Raw genomic sequence first — 25,718 nt, 5'->3', positions numbered from 1 at the left:
TATCTATCGGCTGGTATCATGTTGAGCTTGCCAAACCTTTAAACTGAGGCGCGCAATTGGCCCCACCAGATCCGGTAGCGGCCGTGGACACCACACCGTGGGCCGGACATCGGTTTTACGACTGTACGCCACTGCGGTGAAATTGACTTTTTTCGCAGTAGGGGCGATATCACCCCTATGGTTGAGAAGGACATCCACATTGTCGCCCGGTCAGCCGGTATCCCCATGGCGGGATGCCGGGATGACGATCACGCGACCTGACCACGCCGATTGCCAGCCTCGGCCTCGCCCCATTTGGACGAGGTATCTTGGCGTGGAAAACGTGCCTCGTCCTGCTTTTTATCAGGAGATACACATGGCACAGAATATCTACGACAACCCCGACTTCTTTTCTGGCTACAGCCAATTGCCCCGGCAGGTGCAGGGGCTGGATGGCGCGCCGGAGTGGCCCGCCATTCGCGCGTTATTGCCGGAGCTTACAGGCAAGCGGGTGGCGGATTTAGGCTGCGGCTTTGGTTGGGCGTCGCGCTGGTTTCGCGCGCAGGGGGCGGACAGGGTTCTGGGACTAGACCTGTCGCAAAACATGATCGACCGAGCGCAAGCTGACACCAGCGATTCCGCTATCACCTATCGCATTGCCGATCTTGATCGGCTTGATCTGCCTGAAACCGCATTTGATCTGATCTACAGCGCTCTGACCTTCCACTATGTGCAGGATTTTGAGCGATTGATCCGTATGATCCATGCGGCGCTGAGTGCGGGCGGTGATCTGATCTTTACCATCGAACACCCGATTTTCATGGCCGCAGCGCATCCGTACTGGATCGAGGATGAGGACGGGCGCAAAACTTGGCCGGTCAACGGGTATTCAAACGAGGGTGAACGCCGCACCGACTGGTTCGCCAAAGGGGTGTTGAAACACCACCGGACACTTGCCACGACGATCAACACCCTGATCAACGCGGGGTTCACCTTGCGCAGGGTTGAGGAATTCGCGCCCGCGCCAGAGCAGATTGCAGCGATGCCGGAATTGGCAGAGGAGTTGGAACGGCCAATGATGTTGATGGTTTCGGCGTATAAGAACTGATCTCAGCGCAGCCCGATCATGGTGTTCGGGCTGCGTGCTCTACCGATAAGGTGTGGGGCAATGTGGGCCGGGGTGGGGGCAGGAATACCTGACCTAGTGCTCGTTGGCGCCTTTTCCGTCGATGATCTTATCGCGAAATTTCGCGATCCGGTTCACCCTCGTTTCCTGTTTCTTGGCACCGTTGAGGTTAATGACGTAACTTCTCTGCCGCCCGCGTGTCAGGGCGTGGAAGGCCTCTGACAGCTCCGGGTCGGCATCGAGCGCTTCGACGAGTTCTTCGGGGAGGTCGAGCGCGCTGTCGTCCTTTGGGAGCGTCTGACCCGTCGCGGCATAGCCTGTTGCCTCTTGCAGATAAGCGAGGATAACATCTTCCATCTGCGCCGGGCCGCTATTTGATGTAAAGCGGATCAGGTTTGGATGTTTGGTGTTCGGACCTTGTCGTTCGAGGATATTTTCGGCGTCTTTCATCAGCGCAGCGTTAAAGAAGCTAAGCCCGAAGTCCTTCCGAAACGCTCCCAAAAGCGCGATGTTGCGATCTGCGAACATGTAGCAGGGATGGCCCCATTTGACCGTCTCTTTCAAATCGGCCGAGAGGCAAATACTGCGCAACTGCGCCAGACCCTCTTGCCAATCCTTGATTGAGCAATCCGGCGTGCTGAAGCGCGCGCAACGTCCGCAGCCTTTTGAAAAATAAGTCTCGATATCCGTGATCATCATATCGCAAACCTATCACGCCGTGGTGTTATGCGCATCTTTGCTGTGGTCCTGAGCCTCTGGCGGTTGTCTCGGTTACACCCCGACTAGGCTTGCCATGTCATGCGTCCGGCGCAGAATGTGAAGGCGGCGCGCGCTTGGTTCAGGGTCTCAGGATCCATGGTTTCAAGGTTATGATCCATGACGGCAATGTCGGCCATCATACCGGGTTTCAGCTTGCCTTTGCGGGTCTCGTTGAATTCGACCCAAGCGTTTCCGGCGGTGTAGCTTTCGAGCGTATCCAGCAGGCTTTGTGATTGGTCACGCCAAGGCGCGCCGAGTTTCAGCGGAGCGACAGCGCCCTTGATTGTAGGCATCACATCCACCGGGATCACTGGCCAATCTGTCGAAAAGATCACCTTTGCGCCGCTGTTGCGGATATCGGCCCAAGCATAAGACAGGGGGATCTGCGCGTCATGCAGCATCGCACTAACGCCTGCGGGAGGGAAATAGCCGCCAAACGGTGCGTGGCCCGGTTGGATCGAGGCCACCACGCCCAAGTCCTTGAACCGGGGCAGGTCGTCCGGATGCAGCACCTCGATATGTTCGATCCGGTGGCGGCTGTCTCTTGCGCCATTGGTGCGGCGCGCGGCCTCGTAGCCATCAAGCGTGCGCCGGACTGCGAGGTCACCAATTGCATGGGTGGCGATCTGCAGGCCCATGGCATCGGCGCGGATACAGGCCTGATTGAAATGCTCGGCCTCAAAAACCGCGTCCCCGATGTGATCGGTGCCGGGGTAGGGCTGCAACATCAGGGCGGTGCCGCTCTCGACCACGCCGTCCATGAACATTTTTACCCGGTTGCACCAGACCATGTCACTGTTAAAGCGCTGCCGCATTTCTTGCGCCTCTGAGAAACGGTCCAGCGGGTCGGGACTTTTGTAGTGAAATGGCACCTCGGTCCGACACAGCAGCGTGCCGTCGCGCTCCATCTCCGAGAGGAGTTCCAGCTGATAGAAATTGCCGTCCATATTGTGCAGACCGGTGATCCCATGGCTGGCGCAATGTTTGAGACCGCGTTCCAGCGCGGCCTTATCCAGCGTGCGTTCTGCCAATGTTGCAGGCGGTACCGGATCCGCGCCGGTCACCAGCCCCATCATGTCGCGGCCTGCGTGGCGGGTCATGCGCAACACCGGCGCATAGGCTGAGGGTTCCTGCAACTCGCCGCTGGCCAGCCCGTCAGAGCCCATCACCACCTGTGCTCCGGTCTCGACCTCGGCTCCGTGCAACAGACCTGCGGCCTCCAGTGCTGCGGTATTGGCCCAGACCGTGTGGTGGTCGGGGGCATACATGGCAAAGGGGCGGTCCGGCAGGACCCGGTCCAGCGCTTGCCGCGTGGTTTTGATGCCATCCCCCAAAATGGCGTAGTCGGCTTGCACCGCAAAGACCAACTGGTCATCGGTGTTCCACTTGGCCCAGTCGCGCACCACCTCGGTCAGCTGGGCCTCGCCCTTGATACTTGTGAGATCAAGACAGGCCAATTCGACCGAGCCGCCAAACAGATGGACATGACTGTCGATGAAACCCGGCAACACCGTAGAGCCAGCAGCGTCGATCACGCGGGTGGATGGCCCCGCCAATGCACGGATCTCTGCGGTGGAGCCAACAGCGGTGATGACCCCATCTGCGATGGCCAGGCCTTCGGCGTAGGGGCGCGCGCTGTCAAAGGTGATCAGGCGCCCATTGAGGATCACGGTATCTGGGGCTTTGGTCATAATGGGGTCCGTCTTTTTATGGATGGGCCGCGCCGTATCAGGGCGCGACCCGATGTGTCATCAGATCTGGCGCGGTTACTTGGTCAGTTCGGTCCAGATCTTAGAGTAGATTTTCAGCACCTCGGGCGGGCAGCTTGTCGCCAGATAGCCTGCGTCTTGCAGACCCTCGGGGACGACAATTTCGGGTGCCGTGGCCATCACCTCATCCATAAAGGGCTCTGACCCTTTGATGCCATTGGCGTAGCGGGCAAAGTTCGACAGCAGCGCGGCGTTTTCCGGTGCCATGATGTAGTTGATGAACAGTTTTGCATTCTCGACGTTCTGCGCATCCGCGAGGATTGCGGCATTGTCCATCCAGATCGAAAACCCGGTCTGGGGGTAGCCGAAGGCGATGTCATCATTTTGCAGACGGGCGCGAAGGGATGCGCCGTTCCAGTTGGTCCCCGCCGCAAGGTCACCTTTGGCAAATTTCTCAATGTTGCCATAGGCCATGGAGAGCCAGTGTTTCTTGGCTTCGACCAGTTTGTCGCGGACTTTCAGCAAGACGTCCTTGTCGGAGGTACATTGCTCGCCGCCCATATAGTGAATGGCCATGCCCATCACGTCGACCATTTCTGGCACCACGTTGATTTTGCCCTTCAGCTCTTCGGGGGGATCAAAGATCAGCGCGGCCGAGTTGATATCGCCGGAATAGACCGCCGTGTTCACGGTGACGCCCACGGTGCCCCATTGCCATGGCACGGTGTAGTCGCGGCCCGGATCAAACTCCACATCGACCCAACGCGGGTCCATGTTTTTAAAGTTTTCCATCTGGTTTGGCATCGACTTCATCAACAGCCCTTCGCTGATGAAGATCGGCACATAGGTGCCCGACGGGACCACGATATCATAGCCATGACCACCCGCCTTGAGCTTGGCGAGGGCGGTGTCGTTGCTGTCATAGTCGGTGATGGTGACGTCGATGTCGAACTCCTGTTCGAACTTTTCGATCAGTTCCGGGCTGGTGTAATTGCCCCAGTTGAAGATGTTCAACTGTCCCTCGGCCGTGGCCGCCGTCACGGAGACGGTTGCAAGCGCCGTGGCTGCTAGCAGATGTTTCATGGGTCTTCTCTCCTGTCGGATGTTGGGTTTTGATGTGCGGCCAGTTTCATCCGGCTCGTGGTTTTCGGATTATTTGCGGGTCTTGTTGATAAAGAAAAACGCCGTGACCATGATGACTGAGATGGCGAGAAGGGCGGTCGAGATCGCGTTGATTTCGGGTGTGACCACCCGGCGCAACTGCCCCAGCATATAGGTGGGCAATGTGTCCTGTCCCGCAGATTTCACAAATTCGGTGATCACCACGTCATCAAGCGAAATGACAAACGCCAGCATCGCCCCGGCCAAAATCCCCGGCCACAGCTGCGGCAAGGTGATGTGGCGAAAGACCTGCAGAGGCGTGCCGTAGAGATCAGATCCCGCTTGTTCGAGGCTCAGATCCATGCCCTGCAGGCGCGCGCGCACCGGCATATAGGCAAAGGGAATGCAAAAGGCCGAATGTGCGAGGATCAAGTAGCCAAGCCCGGTGTAGCCGGTGAAGGATTTCACCACGGCAAAGACGATGAGCAGCGACACGGCGGTCACGATTTCGGGCACCATCAGCGGTTGGTTGACCATGGCAAACACCACCGTCTGTCCCCGCCATGGTTTGCTGCGGGTGGTGGCCAGCGCCGCCAGAACCGCAGCGGTGGTGGCTACGGCAGAAGAGGAGGCTGCGAGGATCAAAGAACGGATCGTGGCGTCCTTGACCTGCTCGTTTTCCCAAGCCGAGGCATACCAGCGCCATGAGAAACCTTCCCAGATTGCAATCGATTCACCGGCGTTGAAAGAGTAGGCCACCAACAAGATGATGGGCAGGTACAGCAGGATGAAACAGCCCATCGCAATTGCGCTAAAGCCCGGCTGACGGCGAACATCAAATCCTTTACGCATTGTGTTCGCCCTCCCGTCCAATGGCACGCACGTAAAAGACCAGGGCCACCATCACCACGGCCAAAAGCGTCAGCGCCAGTGCGGCCCCAAGCGGCCAATTGCGCAATTGTCCAAACTGCAATTCAATCAGATTGCCGAGCATCAACTGCTTGCCCCCGCCCAGAACGCGTGGGGTCACATAGGCCCCGAGACACGGCACAAAGACCAGAATAGACCCGGCCACCACGCCCGGTTTGACCAGAGGGAAGATGATGCGCCGCAACACCTGAAGCCGGGTCGCGTAGAGGTCATAGCCTGCCTCCACAAGATTGAAATCGAGCCGCTCCATCGAGGCGTAGATCGGCAGGATCATCAGCGGAAGGTAAACATAGGTCATGCCCACCAGCACCGAAAACTCTGTGTAGAGCATCTGGATCGGCTCATCTATCACGCCGCTGGCCATCAATAGGGTGTTGATGGTGCCTTGGTTGCGGATCAGCTCCATGATCGCGAAGGTGCGGATCAACAGGTTGGTCCAGAAGGGGATCATGATCAACAGCATCCACATATCCCGTCGATGCGCGGGGCGAGTGGCGATGAAATACGCAGTGGGAAAGCCCACAATCAAACAAAGGATCGCCGTCATCAGCGAGAGTTTAATCGAGCGCCAGAAAACCAGGAGATGAGCATCGGCGAGCTTGAGTTCTTCGGTGAAAAAGTCTCTTTCGGCGACCACATTGAACCATGGATCGAGCGAAAACTGCCACTCCACGCCGCCATAGTCTCCGGGCGTCAGGAAGGAATAAATCACCACCACCAGAAGGGGTCCACTGGCAGCAAGACTGAGGATCACGAGGGCCGGGGTGAGCAGCAACCAGCGGCTGCGCCGTTCGCGGCGGGCCCGTGTCTCGGGGCTTGGGGCGGGGTCGGACAGTGCCATATCACTCATCCGATCAATCCTTCAGGATCTGGGCGGTGCCGGGGGCAAAGTCCAGTCCCACCCGATCGCCTGTCGCCCAATTTTGCGTGTGGCCCGGCTGGTTTTGGCGGCGCAGAATGAACATCTCTCCGCCCTCCAGACCCACATGATAATGCGTATCGGTGCCGAAATAGACGACGTTTTTCAGACGACCGGCCAAGAGCGCGCCATTTGGATCGCACAGATCGGCGTGTTCCGGGCGCACGGCAAGGGTCACGGAGGCGCCATTCGTCGCTGGAGGCTCGCCCTGTGCAGGTTTCGCCATGATTTCCGCACCAGACGACAGGCGTACTTTGGAGCCAGCGCCCTCGGTCGAGAGCATCTGGGCCTTGAGGAAATTGGTGTCACCGATGAAATCCGCCACAAAGCGTTCCGCCGGGTGATCATAGATATCACGTGGCCCGCCGATCTGCCGGATGGTGCCCGCATTCATCACCGCAATGCGATCAGACATGGTGAGCGCCTCTTCCTGATCGTGGGTGACAAAGACAAAGGTGATGCCGGTTTCATGTTGCAGGCGCTTCAATTCCAGCTGCATCTCTTTGCGCAGTTTGAAATCCAGCGCGGAGAGCGGCTCGTCCAGCAACAGAACCTTCGGACGCGGCGCGAGGGCACGGGCCAGCGCGACACGTTGCTGTTGACCACCCGAAATCTGAGCGGTCTTGCGGTCGGCCATGGCCGTCATCTGCACCAGTTCCAGCATTTCTGAAACGGTGGCAGAGATTTCCGCCTTTGGTCGCTTAAGCATCTGCAATCCAAAGGCAATGTTTTCCGAAACCGTCATATGCGGGAACAGTGCGTAGGATTGAAATACAGTGTTGACCGGACGATGGTGCGGCGGCTTGCTGAGCAGGTCCTCACCGTCCAGCGTCAACTTTCCCCGTGTTGGATCAAGGAAACCCGCAATGGTGCGCAGAAGGGTGGTTTTGCCACACCCCGATGGCCCGAGGAGCGTGAAAAATTCGTTGGATTGGATCGTGACCGAGACATCGTCCAGCGCGGTAAAAGCAGTTGGCCCTTCTCCAAATGTCTTGGTCAGGCCCTCTATGTCGATCATGCGTGCGCTCCCTGTTGGCATTGCGAGCGCGACGCGCCCGGGTGTCCTGTGATCTGGGTAGAATGCCCGAATGCAATTTGCTGGCTTCTGGCGGCCTTTCTCGGCATCTGCCCGGTCAGCTTGCGATTTGATCAAATTGAGAGTCAATAATTTTTAACACAGACGCAATGTGTGCCACTTCTATGGGCATCGCGAGATGGACTGATGAACGCGCCGGGTGATGGCGGTCTTTAGACCTGTCTTGACGAAGGTTTTGCAACTGTCGAGACGACATGAGATGCGGCGGGGCCTTGATGTGCTTCCCGGAGTGCGTTGGAAGTTCTGAATAAAATATGCCGACAACCAGACTGGGGGGATACGTGCGCAGCCGCAGGCCTTAGCCCCGTGCTGGTCGGCTGTAGCCCGGACGACATCAGATCAGTCTCCAGCGCATCTTGAAAAAAGGCGGGCAATGCAAGTCTTTGGAATGACCTCGGAATTTCCCAACAGAAACGTATGATCATATATGATCACATAGTTTAACGGAAAAACTGCGCATGGCCTCTGCTGTTATATGAGAATGAAATCTTATTATACAGCAATGCCAGGGTGAAAAATTCACATTTTCTGATGTTTTCTTGGGCGGTTTTATCAATCTTTAAGTGCTGCGCGCCAAGTTTTTCGATGAACCGGGAAAATACCCGTTGCACCAATCACCCTCAATGAAAGTTGATGTTAAGGGCGTTTTGCAATTAGGCATTTTTAACAGTTCAGTTTTGTAAATGAAACCACCCGCCCGTCAGTGAAAATAACGTGTAGAGTGAAAATGTCTGATCTGTCCGATACCCATCCAGAAACTTGCCGTCGTTTTGGATTCTTACGAAGCGTACGCGCGAAACTAACCGCGATTTTGCTATCGGTGGGGCTTGGCTTCACATTATTTGCCTACCTGATTTACGCCATGTTGATGGAAATCGACATCCATATGACGGAGTTGAACGATGAAAACCTGCCTGACCTTGGTGTATCTCAGGAAATCACTCTGGCTGCAGATATGGCTAAGGACAGTATGATCACCATGCTGGTGGTTGATGGCCCGGCTGGCGTGGAAAAGGCCATGCAAGAGGTCAATGCCGCGACCACTGCTTTGGCGACGTCGATTGAGCACCTCAACGACGAAATTGAACCACAGTTTTCTTCTGGTCTTGATGAGGTCTCGCGCGCCCTCAGTGATCTTGCACAAGCCCGCAATACTGCGTTTGCCAGTGATGACCAGATCGAAGCACGTGTGCGCGAAATGCAGAGCATTATCAGTGAACTTAGCAGTGCGATGGCCGAATTGTCGGACTCCGCAGCTGAAGAGTTGAAAGAGGGAGCTGAAGCGACCGATCAAAAAATTGACACTTCTGTCAAAAATCTCGTTGATGTCGATTTTCAGAACCTCTCACTTCTTTTAGAGTCGCGAGCAGAGCTTAATCTCATGGCGGGGGCCTCTGTTGCTGCAGGGGGAACAAAAGACCCGGAGACTTTGGCCAGTATTGAAAAACTGGCTGAAACATCCCGCGCGCGTTTGTTGGAAATTGCTGATCTTATCGACGAGCGTGCCCCAGAATTAATAGATGCTTCTTTGATCAGAAACGCTGTTTTTACACTTGAGACCGTGCTCGCGCAAAGTCTTTTCCCATCTGAAACACTCCGTAAGGCTGCCATGAAAGCGCGCTCTGACACGGATCGTTTTATTACCATGGCCATTGATGCGCAGATGTTTAAACTGCATGCCGCCGTCGATAAGGCGAGTAAATCAAATGGTGAGGCGCTAGAGCTCTTGTTGACGAACGAGGTTGGATTCCTCGACGAATTGATTGAAATCGGAATCGCGGCCAATAAGTTTCAGGTCGCAGCGCTTGATGCAGCAACCTCAGATGATGAGGCCAGCGTTAATGAAGCCGCCCAAGTGATGGCCGAGGCAGGTGCGGTTCTTGCTCAATATCAGGATTTCCGGGATGCGCGGGTGGCGGAGTTGCTCCTTGCACTCAATGGCCTAAATGACCCGCAAACCGGTTTGGCGGCGCTTCAAATCAGAGGCATTGAAGCTGCAGAGGCAGCGGATGAGGCTACTCTTTTTGCAAGGGCATCGGTTGAAGCAATTTCGCAGCGCGCATCGGAGTTTACCGCCAGCACGCTGAAAGAAATTGATGTGATGACGGATGATATCTTTGCGGAGGTTGCGCTTATTGTGCGGAACCTTGTGATCTCTGTCAGCATCGCGGCTGTGTTCTTCCTGTCCATGCTCGGATTTATCCAAGTGCTTATCCTGCGCCCTTTGAACCGGGTGAGTGACCGCACGGAGGCGCTGGCAAATGGCGACCGGAAACCCATCAGCGGTTTTGCAAATGCCAGCACGGAGATTTACCGCATAGCGCGTTCGCTATCAGTGTTCCGGGACGGGATCGTGGAAAAAGAGAAGATGGAAGAGGCGGCGGCCGAAGAACGTGCGCAGCGGCGCGCGGTGCAGGACAAGGCGGTAGATGCGCTTGGAACGGGTCTGGCCCGCCTGTCAGAGGGCGATCTCACGGCCCATATTTCCGATGAACTGGGCGAGGGATATGACCGGCTGCGTATTGATTTCAACCGCACGCTGGATACGCTCAATGATACCGTTGGACAGGTGATCAACACCTCGTCTTCGATCCGCAATGGAGCCTCTGAGATCAGTCAGGCCTCGCAGGATCTGTCGCATCGCACCGAGAGCCAGGCGGCAACGCTGGAGGAGACGGCAGCAGCGTTGGATGAGATGACCGCCAGCGTGACCTCGGCGGCGACGGGGGCCAGGGATGTGGAACGCACCACAAATGAAGCGCGCGCCGAAGCGGAAGCCAGCGGGGAAATCGTGCGCAATGCGGTCTCGGCGATGACGGAAATTGAACAAAGCTCCGGCAAAATCGCGCAGATCATTTCCGTAATCGATGACATCGCCTTTCAGACCAATTTGCTGGCGCTGAATGCCGGGGTCGAGGCGGCGCGCGCAGGCGAAGCGGGGCGGGGTTTTGCGGTGGTTGCCTCCGAGGTCCGCGGGCTGGCGCAGCGGTCGTCCGATGCGGCGCTGGAGATCAAGAACCTGATCGGCGACAGCTCCGTGCAGGTGGAGCGCGGTGTGGATCTTGTTGGCAAAGCGGGCAGCGCGCTTGAGAATATCTTGCAGCGGGTGAGCCATATATCGGAGTTGATTTCCGGGATTGCCACGGGCGCGCAGGAGCAATCTACGGGGCTTGGTGAAATCAACACGGGCATGAACCAATTGGATCAGGTCACCCAGCAGAACGCGGCCATGGTAGAACAAGCCACGGCGGCAGGGCAGTTGCTCAACACCGATGCACAGACGCTTGCAGAATTGGTGGCACGGTTCCAGACGGCCCAGATCGACCCGGCGGCGGCAGACCCCGCCAGTCCCAAGGACAGCCCCGCGCCGAGCAGCTGGGGAGAGAAGGCGGATGTGGAGTGGGACACCACAGATGTGGTCGAAGCTGAAGCGCCAAGAGTGACAGACTGGTCCGACTTCGATGACGTCAAGGCAACGGGAACGTAGGCCAGTTCGCACCAGATCGGCCTATTGCTGTGGCGGCGAATATAGCGAGTGCATCGTCGGATCGCACCCTAATGGGTTGGAGTTTTTAGGGGTCTGATAACCAAACTCCAATCCAGCGGGCCTTTTATGTGGGTAAGGCATGCATTGTTGAGTGTGGTTTCTGACCCTAAGTCATGTCGCATCCATTGGCAATTTCGCCAGCGCTTTGCTGAGCGCTGGCGATTGGGGCACTGCGTGTAGGTCTGGACTGGTTTTATGACCCTAATCCAGTGTCGCTGAGACCATAGATGCGGTTAGTCGCGCAGCCAGTTCAGGATGGCCTCGGTGGTCTCTTGCGGCTTTTCTTGCTGTATCCAGTGGCCGCAATCGAGACTGATGACCTCCACGTTTGGCACCAGATCGCTGAGGTTTTGCGCGCGTGGGATACTATCCTGCTCGCCGTAAATCATCAGAGCAGGATGGCGGATGACTGGATCCACATCCGCCAAAATATGCCAGTTTCGATCCAGGTTCCTGTACCAGTTGATACTGCCGGTGAAGCCGGTTTTCTGAAAGGAGTCGATGAAGACTGCGAGTTCACTCTCGCGCATAAGAGGCTCCCCATATGGCCTCTCTGAATGCGCGAGGTTGAGCATCAGCATTCCCGGCTCAGGCGGCACGCGCGGCAGATGCTTGCGAAACAGATTGCGCAGGAAACGGCCGGTATTTGCGTCAAGTACGGCGTCGGCGACGCCGGGATGGCGGTTGAAATGCACGAAGTAGTTGTCGCTTCCCATGACCTCTTCCATAAACTCGATCCAGGGTTTTGGCGTGCGAGGCTGATAGGGAAGCGCCAGACTGATGATTTTTCTAACGCGGGTTGGATGAAGGATCGCCATGCTCCAGACCACATTTGCGCCCCAGTCATGCCCGACAAAAATTGCGTCCCGATAGCCGAAGTGATCAAGTAAACAGGCAAGATCACCCGTCAACTGTGTGATATCAAAGGCGGATACATCGCTTGGGTTTGACGAATTGCCATAGCCGCGTTGATTGGGGACGATGACGTGATAGCCCGCAGCAGCAAGTATGGGAATTTGCGCGCGCCATGAAAACGCATGCTCCGGCCAGCCGTGGCACAGCACTATAGGCGGCCCGGCGGTTTTGTGACCGGCTTCAAAAACTTCGAGTGTCACGCCATTGACGCAGATCAGCTTGGGGCTGGGAAAATCAGGGTGATGAAACATGTCGCTTGCCTCTTGTTGTTAAGCTCAGAAGGGGCGTAGATCTTAATGGTGCCAAAACCTGGCACCATTAAGAGGCGCCGCGGAAATGAACACACGTCTTCGACAAGATGCGATTGTGCGATACCTGCGCCGCACAGGTGCAACCACCGTTGCTGATCTTGCACAGGAGGTCGGCGCGTCTCGGCGTACGATATTGCGCGACCTAAACAGCCTGCGGGATGAGGGATTTGTGATCCATTCCGAGCCGGGGCGCGGGGGCGGGTTACAACTTGATCCGCAATCGGTCCAAACCACCACGCGGCTATCTGTGGCGGAGGTTTTTGCGCTGCTGATCAGCGTTGCATCAATGCGTGCGGCTGGCGGGTTGCCGTTCTCTGATCTTGCAGATCAGGGGTTGGCGAAGATTGAAAGAGCGCTGCCCCCGGAAAAACTGCGCGATTTGCGCAGATTTCTGGATTGCCTTTATGTCGGTCAGCTTGCACCGCAGGTCGATATTTCTGATCTGGGAGAGATGGATGCGGACTTGCTACCGGCATTTGAGCCTGCGTTCCTGAAACAGTTGCGCCTGCAGTTTTCCTATTGCGACGCCAAAGGCGTGGTCACGCAGCGCCATGTTGAGCCGCAGGCGATGCTGATCTTGCCCCCGGTCTGGTATCTGGTGGCGTGGGATCCGGCGCGACAGGATTTCAGGCATTTTCGCATGGACCGCATCAGCGCACCGGAATGCGTTGAGGGCACGTCTTTTCGCCGCCGACATGTCCCGTTCAAGAGCGATGTGCGGCCGCTACAGCCAGCCTCTGCGTGACGGTGTAATCGGACAGGACCTCACGCGTGATCGAGGCGCAATTGGTAGAGGCGGCGCACCGCTGCGCAATCATCAATGCGGTTTTTGAGATCATCCAGCAGGCCCGCATATGTGGCGTGGCTTTCATGGCGGGTGTGCGGCCAGTCGCTGCCCCAGACGAAGCGATCCGCCGCCAGCAGGCCCAGCAGGCGGTCGATATGGTCTAAACCCTGTGCTGACCCACGGTAAGGCGCTGAAATTTTGACGTAAAAATTCTCTCTCTCCGGTAGCGCATCCAGCGCATTTAACCATGGCTCCTGCGCTGCGGTGGTTTCGGGCAGGCCGAGATGGTCGATCACCACAGGCAGCGGCAGATCTGCCAATTGCGGCAATAGCGGCGCGAGGCGTTTGCTTTCCAATTGCAGTTCGAGGTGCATGTCGTGGCGTGCGAGGGTCCGCATCAGCGATTGTACGGCAGAGGAAGTCAGGTCCGGGATTGTCGCCCCGGCCACAAGATTCCAGCGAATGGCGCGCACCCCAGCAGCGCAGAGCCGCGCGATTTCTCTGTCTGGAGTGCCGATGTCGATGACGGCAACCCCGGCAAAGCGCCCGGTGGGCAGCTTTTGCAAAGCCGCCAACATCTGACTGTTGTCGGTGCCAAGGAAACTGACCTGCACGATGACACCGCCAGCCAGACCATGTGAATCCTGAAGCGCGCGCCAATCTGCAAGCGGGGCAGGACGCGTGGGCAGATAGCGCACCGCGCCGTGAGCGACGATCTGGTCATAGACATGGGCGTGGCAATCGAAATGTATCACCGGCAGAGTCCTTTGGTTATTTAGTTCTATATAGAACCAGTTGACTGATGCAGTCAAATCCTCCATTTTCGCGTCAGTGAAGAGGAGGAATCATGGTTCAGGCTCAGTCTCGCTTTGATGATCGGCTGCCAGCGTATCTGCGGTTGCGCGATGAATTGGCCAGCCGGATTGCCGCCAGCGAATGGTCGGCAGAAGAGCCTCTTCCGTCTGATAACGCCTTGGCGCGGGACCACGGGCTGTCGGTTGGGACTGTCCGAAAAGCTGTGCAACAATTGGTGGACGAAGGTCTGTTGGAGCGCCGTCAGGGGACGGGCACGTTCTTGCGCAAACCTGCATTTGACGCGACGCTCTTTCGCTTTTTTCAAGCGCGTGAGGCCAACTCCGAAGCCTCCATTCCGACCAGCCGTCTGATTTCGCGCGTGCGCACCACCGCGCCCGATCATGTGGCGCAGGCTTTGGGCACTGGTGACGTCATTCGCATTGAGCGTCTGCGGTACCTGTCTGAGCAACCTTTCCTCTCGGAGGAGCTTTATATTCCCTATGCCCGTTTCGCCGGGTTTGAGACGCTCCCCGACAGCGAGGTGGGTCCGCTGCTTTATCCTGTTTATCTCGACCGTTACGGCGTGTTTGTGAACCGCGCGGAGGATGAGGTGCGCTTTGGTGCGGCGGACGGCGTCACGGCAAAGCGCCTTGGGCTGGAGCAAGGCGACCCGGTGGCCGTGATTGAGCGCACGGCCTTTACCGTGGCGGGCGAGCCCATTGAGTGGCGCATTGCCCGCGGGCGCGCCGACAGTTTCCGATACCGCAGCCGCATTGGCTGAGAGCTGCCAAATACCTGACATCACACCTGAGGGAGGACACTTTCATGAAACATCTTGCCATCACGGCCGCCGTGCTTGCACTGGCGACGCCCGCGTTTGCCGAATACCCCGAGCGCGCGATCGAAGTGACCATTCCGGCACCTGCCGGAGGAGGCACGGACACCAGCGCGCGCAAACTGGCCACGCTTCTTGAAGAAGAGCTGGGTACTTCGATTGCAATTTTGAATGTGGCAGGCGGGGGCGGCTCTGTCGGTGTGACACAGTTCATGTTGCAAAAGCCCACCGGCTATTCGTTGCTGGCGACTTGGAACAGTCCGATCACAACGGTGCCGCAGGTGCAGCAGACCGCCTATCAGCCCGACAGTTTCACCCCCATCGCTTCGACCTCTGAGACCGCATACACGCTTTGCGTCAAACCGGATTTTCCGGCGGACACGGGGGAGGCGTTCTTGGAGGAGCTTGCCGCCAATCCGGGGAAATATACCTACGGGAACGATGGTATCGGCGGTACGATGCAACTCGCGGCGGAGCGGATTTTCCAAAGCCGGGGGATCGAGGCGGTTGCGATTCCCTTTGGCGGCGCAGGCGAGACCTTGCAGAATTTTCTGGGGGGACATGTCGATATCTACGGTGGGTCGATCTCACCGGTCTTGCCCTATACCGAGACGGGCGAGGCCAAATGTCTGCTCGTCACCTCTGCTGCACCGGTGAAGGCGCTGCCTCAGGCGGCAGGGTTGGAAAGCCTCGGTCTGGGAGATGAGGAAACATTGCTGTGGCGGATGGTTTTGGGGCCTGCAGGCATGGATGCGGATGTGGTGGCGACCCTGTCGGCGGCACTGGAGAAGACCGTAAATGACCCCGCATATGTAGAGTTTCTCGCCACCAAAGGTGAAATTCCAAATGTCGTAACGGGCGCGGCGCTGACTGCACGGGTGCAAGGTGAGTATGACGCGCTCGCTAAAGTGGCCAAAGCGCTGGGGCTGAGCCAGTGACCGAGCGGCGGCAGGACATCCTGCTTGGTGGCGTCTTTGCCGCCGTCGGCAGCACCGCAGCCTTGATGGCTGCGGAGTATCCGGGGGCGTCGGGGATCTACCCGACGGCCCTGGGATGTGTGGTTGCGGGCTTGGGCGCTTTGGTTGCAATCCGCGCCGTTCTGCGAGGGGCAGACGGCCCGCGCGCATTGGTCGAAAACGCGCCCCGCGCGGCCCTCACGCTTGGGCTGGCAGCGCTCTATCTCGTCTTGGTGCCGGTGCTTGGGTTTTATCTGGCCTCGGCGTTGCTGGTGGTGGTGGTGCCGCTGTGTCTTGGCTTTCGGCGGCCCCTCTACAGTCTGGTGAGCACGGGTGTTTTTATCGGCATTGTCTGGCTGGTATTTTCTGTCGTGCTTGAAAAACCGCTGCCTGCGCCTGTTTGGCTGAGCTACTGAGGAGCTACAAACCATGGGTTTGATTTCGGAAATCCTCGGGGGTGTTTTTGCGGCGGGCCCCATTGTCGCAATGATCGGAGCCTCGATCCTTGGCGTGTTTATCGGCGCGCTTCCGGGGCTTAATCCGGTGATGGCCATCGCGCTGTTGCTGCCGCTTACCTACTCGATGGAGCCATTGGTGGCGCTGGGCATGGTCGCAGGCATCTACAACGGGTCGATGTATGGCGGAGCGATCCCCGCGATCCTGCTGCGCATCCCCGGCACACCTGCCGCAATCGCCACGACATTTGACGGCTATCCGATGGCCCAGAAGGGCGAGGCGGCACGGGCGCTCAAGATTGCATGCTGGTCCTCTGCGATTGGCGGTGTGGCCTCGGCGATTGCGCTGATGACCATCGGCCCGATCCTTGCCCGCGCCACCTTGTATTTTGGTCCCGCAGAGTATTTCTGGATCGCGATGTTTGGCATGGCGTCGATCGGGGTCATGGTGGGCAGTGATGCCGTCAAAGGGCTGATGGCAGCGGCGCTTGGTTTGTTGCTGGGCACGGTTGGGCTGGATCAGCTGTCGGGCGTTGCGCGTTTCACCTTTGGCGAGGTGTGGCTGCTGAGCGGGTTGGATCTGATCGTGATCCTTGTCGGGCTTTATGCGCTGCCGCCGGTGATCTCGTTGGCAGAAGCCGCAGATATCAAAGGGCTTTCTGCAAGTGATCTGAAGCTGGAAGCTGTAAAAGTCCCATGGAGCGAAGTCCGGGGGCTTGTGCCGACGTGGCTGCGTTCGTCGCTCATTGGGATTGGCGTCGGTATCCTGCCGGGGGCCGGGGGCAACATTGCGGCGTTCCTCAGCTATAATGCGGCCAAGAGTGCCAGTGATGAGCCAGAGAGCTTTGGCACAGGCAATCCGCAGGGCGTTGCGGCGGCGGAATGTGGCAATAACTCTGACAATGCAGCGTCCATGATTCCGGCGCTGACCTTGGGCATTCCCGGCAATGTGATCGCCGCCTTGGTGCTTGGGGCGCTGTTGATCCATGGCCTGCAACCCGGCCCGCAATTGTTTCATCAAAACCCCGGACTGGTCGGCGGGTTTATGGTGCAGATGCTGCTGACATCGCTGCTGATCCTTGCGGTGGGTGGTGCGGCTGCCACTCGCATTTTTGCGCAGGTTCAGCGCTTGCCGGGGGTGCTTTTGGTGCCGATGATCCTCGTTTTGATGGCTGTTGGGGTCTATGTGATCAACGGGCGGGTGATCGACCTGTGGGTGATGTTTGCAGCCGGCGCTGCCGGCTACATACTTGAGAAAATCAACGTGCCCTTGGCCCCGATTGTGCTAGGGCTGATCCTTGGCCCGATGGCCGAACAGAGCGTGCGGCGGGCATTGCTTATCAGCCGAGGCGACCCGACCGAGCTGTTCACGCGGCCATTGTCGGCGGTGATTGCGCTGGCGACCCTCGGGCTGGTGCTATGGCCAATCTTAAAGGGCCTGAAAGCGCGCCGCCGCCCTCAGGCGTAATGATCCAGGCCTGAGCCGCGCCCTTGTTTGGCGGAACACCACACACATCGCCTGCCGCCGTGGCGTGGGCGATGTGTGGCGTTTGGCGGACCGAGCAGGTCAACGCAGACTATCGCGACCCAGATCCCGCGAACCGCGGCCATAAATTCACCATCAAGAAATTTCCATAAGCGCAGGGGCGCGCAAATTCTTGACCTGAGTAAACATCGACGTAAGGATATGTATTCGGGACCGAGACTAAAAATTACAACGGGGGACAAAACATGGTCATTTTCGAAAGGATACGCGCCTGACGCTTGCAGGCTTTGCCGCCAGAAGGGGCAGCAAAGCTACCGTCATATTGCTTCAGCAAAGCCGGGCTAGAGCTCTTGTGCAGCTTATACGGAACGCTGAGGCAATGGCCGCTCCGATGACTGGGAGCGCGGATTGCTTGGTTTGAAAGGCACGTCTTTGATTTCTTTTAGCACGACCCGACCTATTCAGAGCATGGCTCAGGCCGCCGTATTTGTGGTGTCGCTTGGGCTGTCTGCGGCGCAAGCTCAGACCTATAGTCTGGGCGCTGTGGCCGATCCCGAAGTATATGGCGCGGTGCCCAAATCGGCGCCCCTAGCGCGCGGTGATTATCTCAGCGCCCCGTCCGAGATGTCGTTAAAGCGGTTCGTGCCTCCGGTTGGCGATCAGGGGCAGCAGGGCAGTTGCGTTGGCTGGGCCACGGCTTATGCCGCCCGTACGCTGTTGTCGGCCAAGGATATGGAGGTCGACAGCTCGTCGCGCCTGCGCAATATGGTGCTGTCGCCTGCCTATGTGTTCAACCAGATCCACCAGCCGGGCTGTAATGGCTCTTATGTGGCGGAGGCGCTGACATTGATGCAGCGTCAGGGCGTGTCGCTGCTGAGCGATTTTCCCTATGACGAATATTCCTGCACGGCGCAGCCCTCCTCCAGCGTGCGCGACAAGGCGAGCGCCTTTCGCATCAAGGGATATTCCCGCCTGTGGGGAGGTTCGGGGCGTAACAAACACGTCGCCACTCGCCGGGCCTTGGCCAATGGCAACCCGGTGGTGATCGTGATGGGGGTGGGCGAGGGCTTTATGCGCCATAGCGGCAGTGGCACATGGCAACCATCCTCGACCGAGTGGAATGAACTGCGCAGCAACACGCTGGGCGCCCATGCGATGACCGTGATCGGCTATGACGACACGCGCGGGGGCGGCGCGTTTGAGGTGGTGAACTCATGGAGCAGCGGTTGGGGCAATCGCGGATTTTTCTGGATCTCCTATGAGGATTTCAACGCCTTTGTTTATGAAGGCTATGAGGTGCTGCCACCTGATCCGCCACCGCCGCCTCGTGTGGTGGACATGGGCGGCAGCGCGCGGGTGCTGCATATTTCGGGCGACGCGCTGGATGTGACGCGCACGAATGACGGCTACCGGCTGCGCCAGCCTCTGCCCTCGGGGACACGTTTCCGGGTGGAGGCCTCCAGCCAGTTCAACGGTGCGCTTTATGTGATTGGGGGCGATGCAAGTGGTGACTATGTGACCCTGTTTCCGCGCGGAGATCGGGTGACGCCTTATACGCATAGCGGCACCACACTGTTGTTGCCGGGGCCGACAGAGCAGCATTTCACCCGACTGAATGACACGGTTGGCACCGATTATTACGTGCTTTTGTACACCCAAGAGCCGCTGGATGCGCAGGCGGTGGCTGCGCGGATGGCGCGTGCTTCGGGCAGCGTGACTGCGCGGCTGCGCAGTGCTTTGGGCAACCGGCTGGTGCCACAGGATGAAATGGAGCTGCTGGCTTCTGTGATTGGCTTTGAGGCCGACAGCGGTGATGCCGATGTGGCGGCGGTGGTTCTGAGCATCGACCATGTCGCGGCAGACCCAGCCAAGGACGACAGCGACGCGCCGCTCATCGTGCTGACGGATCCCGCGCCAGAGGCTTTTGACAGCGATGACACGGTGATCCCGGTGCCAAGCCGCCTGTTCCGCCTAGAGGGCATGGCGCAGGACCAAAGCGAGATTGCATCCCTCAAGGTCGAGGGAGCGCTGAGCAGCCGCTATTCCTCGCGCGGGCCATTCCGGGCAGAGATCGAACTGCCCGAGGGACCGGGGCCGCACCCGATCAGCATCGAGACCCGAGATGCGGCAGGCAACACTGCGCGCCGCACCTTTCAATTCAGCCTGACTTTCAACTGATCCTTGCAGGAGACGTTCCGTGATCCGAACTGCCATACTTCGAGTAATTTGTTTTCTATCGCTGGCATGGGGGGCCTCTGCGCAGGCGCTGGAATGTCGATACTGCGAAGGCAAGGACCTTGGCGATCTGATTGAGCTGTCGGTGTCGCGCAACAGCGGCGCGCTGCGCTCTCAGATCCGGGGCTGGATTGCCGAAAAACACCCCAATACGCCCGCAGGATATGTGGCGCGCGCCTGGGTGCTTGATCAAAGCGGCGGTGATCTGAAAGAGGTTGAGCAGCTTTATAGGGAAGGCATCAAACGTGACCCTTCGCTTGGCCTTGGCTTTACCAATCTGGGCTACAATCTGGAACGCCAAAAGCGGTACGACGAGGCGTTTGATTACTATCTGCAAGGGGCCAAAGCCTGGCCGCATCACGCATTTTTTGTACAATACGCCTATTTCAACCTGAAAAACCGGGAAGGCGAGGCTGCTGCAAACGAGTGGTTCAACAGCTACGCGCCGACCGGTCCGGCGCAGGATTGGGTGTATGATTATGTGCGCGGGGTGATGGCGCGCACCAAGGGCGACCGCAGCACGGCGGACCGCTATTTTAAACAGGCGCTGGATCGCTCCACCAATGCAAGCGCTCTGACGGCGTGGCTTGATAATCGGCTGCGGATCCTGAGCGCCCAACGCGCAGACCGTAATACGCGTTTTAATGCCATTGGCGAGGCGATTGATTGGGCCAATGACAACCGCAATGACGCGGCGCTGCGCCATATCGGCAAAATCCTGTGGGATGATTTCAAGATGCACCGCGAGGCGCATCCGATTTTCCGCGCGGCCTATGAGATGAACCCGTCGCCAGAGGCGGCGCATGATGCCTTTGGCTCTATCGGCAATGATGATTTTGAGTCCGCAATTGCGGTTCTCAATCAGGGCTTGCGCGATTTTCCGAACAATTATCACGTGTTGATCGGCGCTAACTGGGCGTGGAGCGAGTTCAAGTTCGATCCGCAAAAGGCCGAAGACTACGGCGCCCGTGCAATCGCGATGGCCCCCACACAGGGAGAGCTTGATAATGCGATCAACCAATATGCCCGGTTCGCCAAAGAGGCCGCGCTTTATGATCGCGCGGTGCCGGTGTTTGAAAAATATCTGCCGACGGTGAACGGCACCGCCTATCGCAATATTCTGGGCGATTACGTCGACAACCGTGTTCATGCGCGCGATTTTGAGCAAGCCAACCGCCTGCTGCAACGCGCCAAAGAGTATGGCGGTTTTTCGGATAACTGGATCGCGGGGCGGGAAAACCGCATTCGCAACGCGCTGCGCCTTCAAGGCCAGCGTGAACGCTTCTTTGCGGAAAATCCCTTTCTCAAGGATTGGGAACAGCGTTTTGGGGACAGTTTGCGGGTGACGGTTGAGTTTGCCACCGGCAAGGCCGACATCCGCGAGGCGGGTCTGGGTGTGCTGCAGCAGGCGGCAGATGCGCTCAAGGCGCTGGGGGCTGAAAACTATGTGTTCCTGATCGAAGGTCACACCGACATTACCGGCAGCGACAAGGTCAATCTGCCGCTGAGCGATGCGCGTGCCAAATCGGTAGAGCAGTATTTTGTCGAGAGCGCGGGTATTGCGCCGGAGCGCCTGCAAACCGTGGGCTATGGCTCGCGCATACCGCTGGCGACCAATGCCACCGACCGTGGCAAGCAGACCAACCGACGGGTCGAAATCCGCCCCTATGGCAATATCTCTGCGCCGCAGATCTCAACCTCGGGATGGCTGGATGCGCGGTCGCTGACGCTGAGCCCCGATGGCCGCTATGCGGTGACCGGCAACACGCCCGCACAGGTCTGGGATCTGGAACGGATGCTGCGGGTGCATCAACTGCCCATCGGTGGCAGCTCGCGGGAGATTTCGCCCAATGGGCGCTATATTGCGGTGAAATCCTCCTTTGTGGGGGTCACTGGTGTTACGGATAATCTGCTTTATATCTACGACATGCGCACGGGGCTGATGCACAGCCAGCTGCCCAACTCAATCGAAATTGACGAGATCTCCTGGTCGCCCTTCTCGGATGCGGTGGCCTATAGCGACCGTACCGGTTTCCTGAAGGTCTATGACATGGCAACGCGCACGTTTCGCGGCGTGACCAAGATGGGCACCATTCGCGGCTCCGAGCAGATCGTCTGGTCGGGGGATGGGGCGCATATCGTGACCAAATCGCCGCGTACCGCGCATGCGGTGGTGCGGGACGCCAAATCGCTGCAACCGGTGGGATCGCTGCGCAATACCGGATGGCTGCATGGGTTCGCCAATACGCCTGACGGTAAGTATCTGGTGGGGATGAACAACAGCTATGAGTTGATCGTCTGGACCACCTCGGACTGGCGCGAGATTGCACGCAAGCGGATGCCTGCGATGACGTTCAAGCTGATCGCCCATCCCACGGAGTCCAAGGTGATGATCGCCGATACATTCACCAATAACACCCGTCTGGCGCTGGTGGAGGTGCCGAGCCTCAACGTGACCGCACAGCTTCAGGGGGACCCGGAAAAGATCCTTTATGGTGGGTTCACACCAGATGGTGGGCATTACATCACAGCGATGGATGACCAGATTGTCTATCTTAATACCCGTGATCTGAGTGTCGATCAGCGTAAGGACGGGGCCGCATATAAGGGCCGTGGGCTGACCATGGTGCCCTCGCAGGATCTGGTGATGTCGCGCGACAGTGCTGGCACCAGCGTATGGAACATCAAGACGGGCCGCAGGGTGCACCGGATCGAGGGGGAGGTTTACCAGACGTGGAGGCCGCTCAATCAGGATGGCTCGGTTCTGTTCACCTTTGACGAAGATGGGCAGATGCTGAAGTTCGACACCACCACCTTCCGCAGTGAGGTGATTAAGCAGATCGACGGCAAGCCCTACAGCATGCGCGAAAACGACACGCATATCGTGGTGGGCACGGTGCCGCAGGGTGAGGGGCCGTTTCAGGCGCCGCGATCCACGATCTATATGATCGAAAAGGCAACGCTGAATGTCGTGATGCAAAAGAGCTTTGACATCGTGTCCGAACCTGTACGGTTCAATGACATCTATGATCCACGCGTGTTTGTGCGCCTTGCGGACAATGGCATGGTTGCGGTGACGTCCTCCTGGATGGCTGGGTTCAAACAGGGCTCGACCGATGGTCGCGTCGTGACCATCTATGATGGGCCAGCCAATCGCGAGGTAACAACGTTTCAGGCCGAGGATCGCTATTTCCAGATGGACTGGGCCGAGGGGGGCGATGTGCTCAAGTTCCGCGGCAAGGGGACTTGGTATCTGCACGATCCCAGCAATGGCAAAAACACTGGCCGTGAAACGCCCAGCCCGAACTATGAGATCGAGCTTGCGGATGGTCGCACGCTGGAATGGTTCTGGGATCACGTCGCACTGGATGGCAAAGAGCTGACCTTCCCGCACAACCTGCGCTATCTGGAGGCCCACGCAGAACGCAATCTGGCGATTGGTCTTACCACAGGTAACGAGCTGATCTTTATTGATTTGAACCGGATGGAGCAGGCGCTGACCATTGCGCCCCGCAAGGATGGCGAATGGATCGCCTATACCCCCGATGGGCGCTACACAGCGTCCTTGCAGGGGACAGAGGATGTCTATTGGTCGCTGGGTGACAATTACGTGCCCTTCTCGGCGCTGGCCGAGAACTATGAGCGTCCGGGCCTGATCCGCAATCTTCTGGACGCCATCGCACGTGGGGAAGCACTGCCGGATGATGGCGTGGATGTTGATGCGGACGTCTTTGAAGCGCCCTATGCGGTGCGCCTGATTTCGCCCCAACGCAGCAGCACCAAAGACGAAACCTATGTGGTGGAGTTGGAAGTGCTGAAGGACAACGCCGATCTGGCCGATCCTGAGATCGAATATACGCTCAACGGGCGCCGGGTGCTGAAATCACGTGGCTTTGAGGAAGAGGCGTTTTTCGACGGGCAGGAAACCGTAGGCTTCAGTCGCCGGTTTGACCTTAATCCGGGGCGCAACGTCATTGAGGCATCATTGGTGTGGCGCGATGCGCGCATCCAGACCCAAACGCTGGAGATTATCCGCGAAGGCGGCGAGGCCCCGGATGAGAAACCTTCCGGCCAGACGCTGTGGTTCTTTGGGGTTGGGGTGTCTGACTACGAGCGGTCCAGTCAGAACCTAAACTTTGCCGACCGTGATGCAACGGAACTGGCAAAGCTGATGGAGTCGCAGGAGGGCAAGCTGTTTAACCGGGTCGAGACCAAGGTTCTGACCGATGCAGAGGCCACAGAGCGCAATGTCCGCATCCAGATGAACGAGTTTCTCGACCAGTCGGCGGATGACGATGTGGTTGTGCTGTTCCTTGCCGGGCACGGTGTGGTCGACGAGGAACAAGAGCTTTACTTCATGACCCATGAGGGCGATCTGGCCAAACCCTACACCGGCATGAGCGTTGATCGCTTCCGCGACTATCTGGAAAACCGGCCGCTCAACCAGAATGCGCTGATGCTTCTTGATATTTGCCATTCTGGTGCCGGGGGGAACCGGGTGGTGGCCGATGATGCGGTGCAAAACCTCACCAAAGGCACAGGTGCAGTGGTGTTTGCATCCTCGTCCGGCTCCGAACTCAGCTTTGAGGACGAGAGCTTTGGCGGTGGTCACGGGGCCTTCACGGCGGCGCTTTTGGAGGGCTTGCGCGGGCTGGCGGACAACCGCGTCGGGGATCGCAACGGGTTTAACTCCTTGCAGGAACTGGTGCTCTTTACCTCGTCGCGGGTGCCGGAACTGACCGAGGGCCAGCAGCGTCCACAAATTCCGGCGCTGTCGCTCAATGTGGATTATCCGCTCAGCATCGCGACGAACTGATCCCAAACCTCCCCCGCTGCAGATGTGGCGGTGGGGGAGGTCAACAGGCCGTGGTGGCGGCCTCCTGCAAGAGCCAGTCCTTCACCGCAGAAACCTCGGGGCGAAAGCGGTTTCGAGCATTGGGCTGTACCAGATAGTGACCTTGTCGGGCAGGCAGCGTCAGATTCGTGGCCTCCACCAATGTGCCCCTGTCGATATAGTTTTGCGCAAAGACGCGGGCGATGAGGGCAACACCCATCCCGCGAGAGGCAAGCTCCAATGCGATCAGGGATTGGTCGACCTTGAGCGCCGGATCTGATGCGGCAGGCTCCAGCCCGTGTAGGGCGAAGAAATGGTGCCAAGTATCTGTCACACCTAAGACTTCGATCAATGGGCGGGTGGCGATCTGCCTTGGGTCGGGGCCGGGATGCAGCGCGGGCGCACAGACCGCGATCACATCATGATGCATCAGGGGCGTGGCCTCGCCATCGGACCAATTGCCATCGCCATAGCGAATGTCGATGTCGATTTGCGCCGCGTCCGGGGCTTCGCTCCAAAGCGAGGAGAGCAGCCGGAGTCTGCCATTGGGGTTGAGGCGGTGATAGTTCGAGAGCCTTGGCGCAAGCCACAGCATATTGAGCGAACTGAGGCACCGGATCGTGACCTCCTGCGCGGCAGATTTGCCAAAGAGGTTCGATGTGGTGGCCTCGATATCGCCAAAGGCTTTGCTGACCACAGGCAGATAGGCCTGACCCAAACGGGTCAAGAACAGGGACTTTTGCTTTCGAATGAAGAGCTTATGCCCTAATGCTGCCTCAAGGCCACGCACTTGATAGCTGACCGCAGAGGGGGTGAGACCAAGTTCCTCGGCGGCGAGGGTGAAGTTTCCAAGCCGCGCGCTGGCATCAAAGGCGCGCAACCACGGCAGAGGGGGCAATTCCTGATACATGCAATGACAGATAAGCTAATCTGCGAAATTTTT

General features: G+C 58.2%; 18 protein-coding genes. 9 read left to right on the top strand and 9 right to left on the bottom strand.

Annotation, left to right across the window (positions count from 1 at the left end):
* The first annotated feature begins 355 nt into the window (after positions 1-355).
* Positions 356-1,087, top strand: coding sequence for a class I SAM-dependent methyltransferase (locus tag K529_RS09430; RefSeq protein ID WP_005617178.1), 732 nt, complete (start codon positions 356-358; stop codon positions 1,085-1,087).
* Between the two features lie 93 nt (positions 1,088-1,180).
* Here the strand turns inward: K529_RS09430 and K529_RS09425 are convergent, their stop codons facing one another.
* The 6 genes from K529_RS09425 to K529_RS09400 all read right to left on the bottom strand — a co-directional run bounded on the left by K529_RS09425 (position 1,181) and on the right by K529_RS09400 (position 7,541).
* Positions 1,181-1,804 (bottom strand): YdeI/OmpD-associated family protein, encoded by a 624-nt coding sequence (locus K529_RS09425; protein WP_005617179.1) that lies wholly within the window; start codon positions 1,802-1,804, stop codon positions 1,181-1,183.
* Positions 1,805-1,887: 83 nt separating this feature from the next.
* Positions 1,888-3,555, bottom strand: coding sequence for an amidohydrolase (locus K529_RS09420; RefSeq protein ID WP_005617180.1), 1,668 nt, complete (start codon positions 3,553-3,555; stop codon positions 1,888-1,890).
* Between the two features lie 75 nt (positions 3,556-3,630).
* Positions 3,631-4,656 (bottom strand): ABC transporter substrate-binding protein, encoded by a 1,026-nt coding sequence (locus K529_RS09415; RefSeq protein WP_005617181.1) that lies wholly within the window; start codon positions 4,654-4,656, stop codon positions 3,631-3,633.
* Between the two features lie 69 nt (positions 4,657-4,725).
* On the bottom strand, positions 4,726-5,526 hold the full coding sequence (locus K529_RS09410) for an ABC transporter permease (protein ID WP_005617184.1): 801 nt from the start codon (positions 5,524-5,526) through the stop codon (positions 4,726-4,728).
* Entirely contained in the window at positions 5,519-6,454 is a 936-nt protein-coding gene (locus tag K529_RS09405; RefSeq protein ID WP_005617187.1) for an ABC transporter permease, read from the bottom strand. The genes K529_RS09410 and K529_RS09405 overlap by 8 nt, the downstream gene beginning before the upstream one ends.
* A gap of 4 nt (positions 6,455-6,458) precedes the next feature.
* The gene (locus tag K529_RS09400) at positions 6,459-7,541 is read right to left on the bottom strand and encodes an ABC transporter ATP-binding protein (RefSeq protein WP_005617191.1); all 1,083 of its coding nucleotides are present in this window, start codon (positions 7,539-7,541) and stop codon (positions 6,459-6,461) included.
* An 805-nt stretch (positions 7,542-8,346) separates the two neighbouring features.
* Here K529_RS09400 and K529_RS09395 point away from each other — a divergent pair.
* A complete protein-coding gene (locus K529_RS09395) occupies positions 8,347-11,106 on the top strand; it encodes a methyl-accepting chemotaxis protein (protein ID WP_065317477.1) in 2,760 nt (919 codons plus the stop codon).
* Between the two features lie 293 nt (positions 11,107-11,399).
* On the opposite strand, the gene K529_RS09390 is transcribed toward K529_RS09395, so the two are convergent.
* Positions 11,400-12,332: an alpha/beta fold hydrolase gene (locus tag K529_RS09390; RefSeq protein ID WP_005624466.1), complete on the bottom strand. Its 933-nt coding sequence runs from the start codon at positions 12,330-12,332 to the stop codon at positions 11,400-11,402.
* Positions 12,333-12,417: 85 nt separating this feature from the next.
* Between K529_RS09390 and K529_RS09385 the strand changes: the two genes are divergently transcribed.
* Complete coding sequence (locus K529_RS09385; protein WP_005624464.1) at positions 12,418-13,137, top strand: helix-turn-helix transcriptional regulator; 720 nt, start codon at positions 12,418-12,420, stop codon at positions 13,135-13,137.
* Positions 13,138-13,157: 20 nt separating this feature from the next.
* On the opposite strand, the gene K529_RS09380 is transcribed toward K529_RS09385, so the two are convergent.
* On the bottom strand, positions 13,158-13,934 hold the full coding sequence (locus K529_RS09380) for an amidohydrolase family protein (protein WP_005624461.1): 777 nt from the start codon (positions 13,932-13,934) through the stop codon (positions 13,158-13,160).
* Between the two features lie 92 nt (positions 13,935-14,026).
* Here K529_RS09380 and K529_RS09375 point away from each other — a divergent pair, with 92 nt between their 5' ends.
* The 6 genes from K529_RS09375 to K529_RS09350 all read left to right on the top strand — a co-directional run bounded on the left by K529_RS09375 (position 14,027) and on the right by K529_RS09350 (position 24,757).
* The gene (locus tag K529_RS09375) at positions 14,027-14,755 is read left to right on the top strand and encodes a GntR family transcriptional regulator (RefSeq protein ID WP_005624457.1); all 729 of its coding nucleotides are present in this window, start codon (positions 14,027-14,029) and stop codon (positions 14,753-14,755) included.
* Positions 14,756-14,799: 44 nt separating this feature from the next.
* Positions 14,800-15,747, top strand: a complete 948-nt coding sequence (locus tag K529_RS09370; RefSeq protein WP_005624454.1) for a tripartite tricarboxylate transporter substrate binding protein — start codon at positions 14,800-14,802, stop codon at positions 15,745-15,747.
* Entirely contained in the window at positions 15,744-16,181 is a 438-nt protein-coding gene (locus tag K529_RS09365) for a tripartite tricarboxylate transporter TctB family protein (protein ID WP_046002357.1), read from the top strand. The genes K529_RS09370 and K529_RS09365 overlap by 4 nt, the downstream gene beginning before the upstream one ends.
* Before the next feature lie 13 nt (positions 16,182-16,194).
* Positions 16,195-17,688 (top strand): tripartite tricarboxylate transporter permease, encoded by a 1,494-nt coding sequence (locus K529_RS09360; protein ID WP_046002356.1) that lies wholly within the window; start codon positions 16,195-16,197, stop codon positions 17,686-17,688.
* A gap of 486 nt (positions 17,689-18,174) precedes the next feature.
* Positions 18,175-19,884, top strand: a complete 1,710-nt coding sequence (locus K529_RS09355) for a C1 family peptidase (protein ID WP_046002355.1) — start codon at positions 18,175-18,177, stop codon at positions 19,882-19,884.
* 19 nt (positions 19,885-19,903) lie between these two features.
* The gene (locus K529_RS09350) at positions 19,904-24,757 is read left to right on the top strand and encodes an OmpA family protein (protein WP_005609455.1); all 4,854 of its coding nucleotides are present in this window, start codon (positions 19,904-19,906) and stop codon (positions 24,755-24,757) included.
* 40 nt (positions 24,758-24,797) lie between these two features.
* Here K529_RS09350 and K529_RS09345 read toward each other — a convergent pair whose 3' ends face one another.
* Positions 24,798-25,685: a LysR substrate-binding domain-containing protein gene (locus K529_RS09345; protein ID WP_005609457.1), complete on the bottom strand. Its 888-nt coding sequence runs from the start codon at positions 25,683-25,685 to the stop codon at positions 24,798-24,800.
* Between the last annotated feature and the right edge of the window lie 33 nt (positions 25,686-25,718).

The sequence above is a fragment of the Tritonibacter mobilis F1926 genome (assembly GCF_000376545.2).
Classification (GTDB): Bacteria; Pseudomonadota; Alphaproteobacteria; order Rhodobacterales; family Rhodobacteraceae; genus Epibacterium; species Epibacterium mobile.
Note: the sequence above shows the minus strand (reverse complement) of the source record. Positions and strands in the feature narration are given on the sequence as shown.

Bases quoted from the DNA above. Each gene is read 5' to 3' on its own strand.
- K529_RS09430 (WP_005617178.1), top strand. From the start codon at position 356: ATGGCACAGAATATCTACGACAACCCCGACTTCTTTTCTGGCTACAGC.
- K529_RS09425 (WP_005617179.1), bottom strand. From the start codon at position 1,804: ATGATGATCACGGATATCGAGACTTATTTTTCAAAAGGCTGCGGACGT.
- K529_RS09420 (WP_005617180.1), bottom strand. From the start codon at position 3,555: ATGACCAAAGCCCCAGATACCGTGATCCTCAATGGGCGCCTGATCACC.
- K529_RS09415 (WP_005617181.1), bottom strand. From the start codon at position 4,656: ATGAAACATCTGCTAGCAGCCACGGCGCTTGCAACCGTCTCCGTGACG.
- K529_RS09410 (WP_005617184.1), bottom strand. From the start codon at position 5,526: ATGCGTAAAGGATTTGATGTTCGCCGTCAGCCGGGCTTTAGCGCAATT.
- K529_RS09405 (WP_005617187.1), bottom strand. From the start codon at position 6,454: ATGAGTGATATGGCACTGTCCGACCCCGCCCCAAGCCCCGAGACACGG.
- K529_RS09400 (WP_005617191.1), bottom strand. From the start codon at position 7,541: ATGATCGACATAGAGGGCCTGACCAAGACATTTGGAGAAGGGCCAACT.
- K529_RS09395 (WP_065317477.1), top strand. From the start codon at position 8,347: ATGTCTGATCTGTCCGATACCCATCCAGAAACTTGCCGTCGTTTTGGA.
- K529_RS09390 (WP_005624466.1), bottom strand. From the start codon at position 12,332: ATGTTTCATCACCCTGATTTTCCCAGCCCCAAGCTGATCTGCGTCAAT.
- K529_RS09385 (WP_005624464.1), top strand. From the start codon at position 12,418: ATGAACACACGTCTTCGACAAGATGCGATTGTGCGATACCTGCGCCGC.
- K529_RS09375 (WP_005624457.1), top strand. From the start codon at position 14,027: ATGGTTCAGGCTCAGTCTCGCTTTGATGATCGGCTGCCAGCGTATCTG.
- K529_RS09370 (WP_005624454.1), top strand. From the start codon at position 14,800: ATGAAACATCTTGCCATCACGGCCGCCGTGCTTGCACTGGCGACGCCC.
- K529_RS09360 (WP_046002356.1), top strand. From the start codon at position 16,195: ATGGGTTTGATTTCGGAAATCCTCGGGGGTGTTTTTGCGGCGGGCCCC.
- K529_RS09355 (WP_046002355.1), top strand. From the start codon at position 18,175: ATGGCTCAGGCCGCCGTATTTGTGGTGTCGCTTGGGCTGTCTGCGGCG.
- K529_RS09345 (WP_005609457.1), bottom strand. From the start codon at position 25,685: ATGTATCAGGAATTGCCCCCTCTGCCGTGGTTGCGCGCCTTTGATGCC.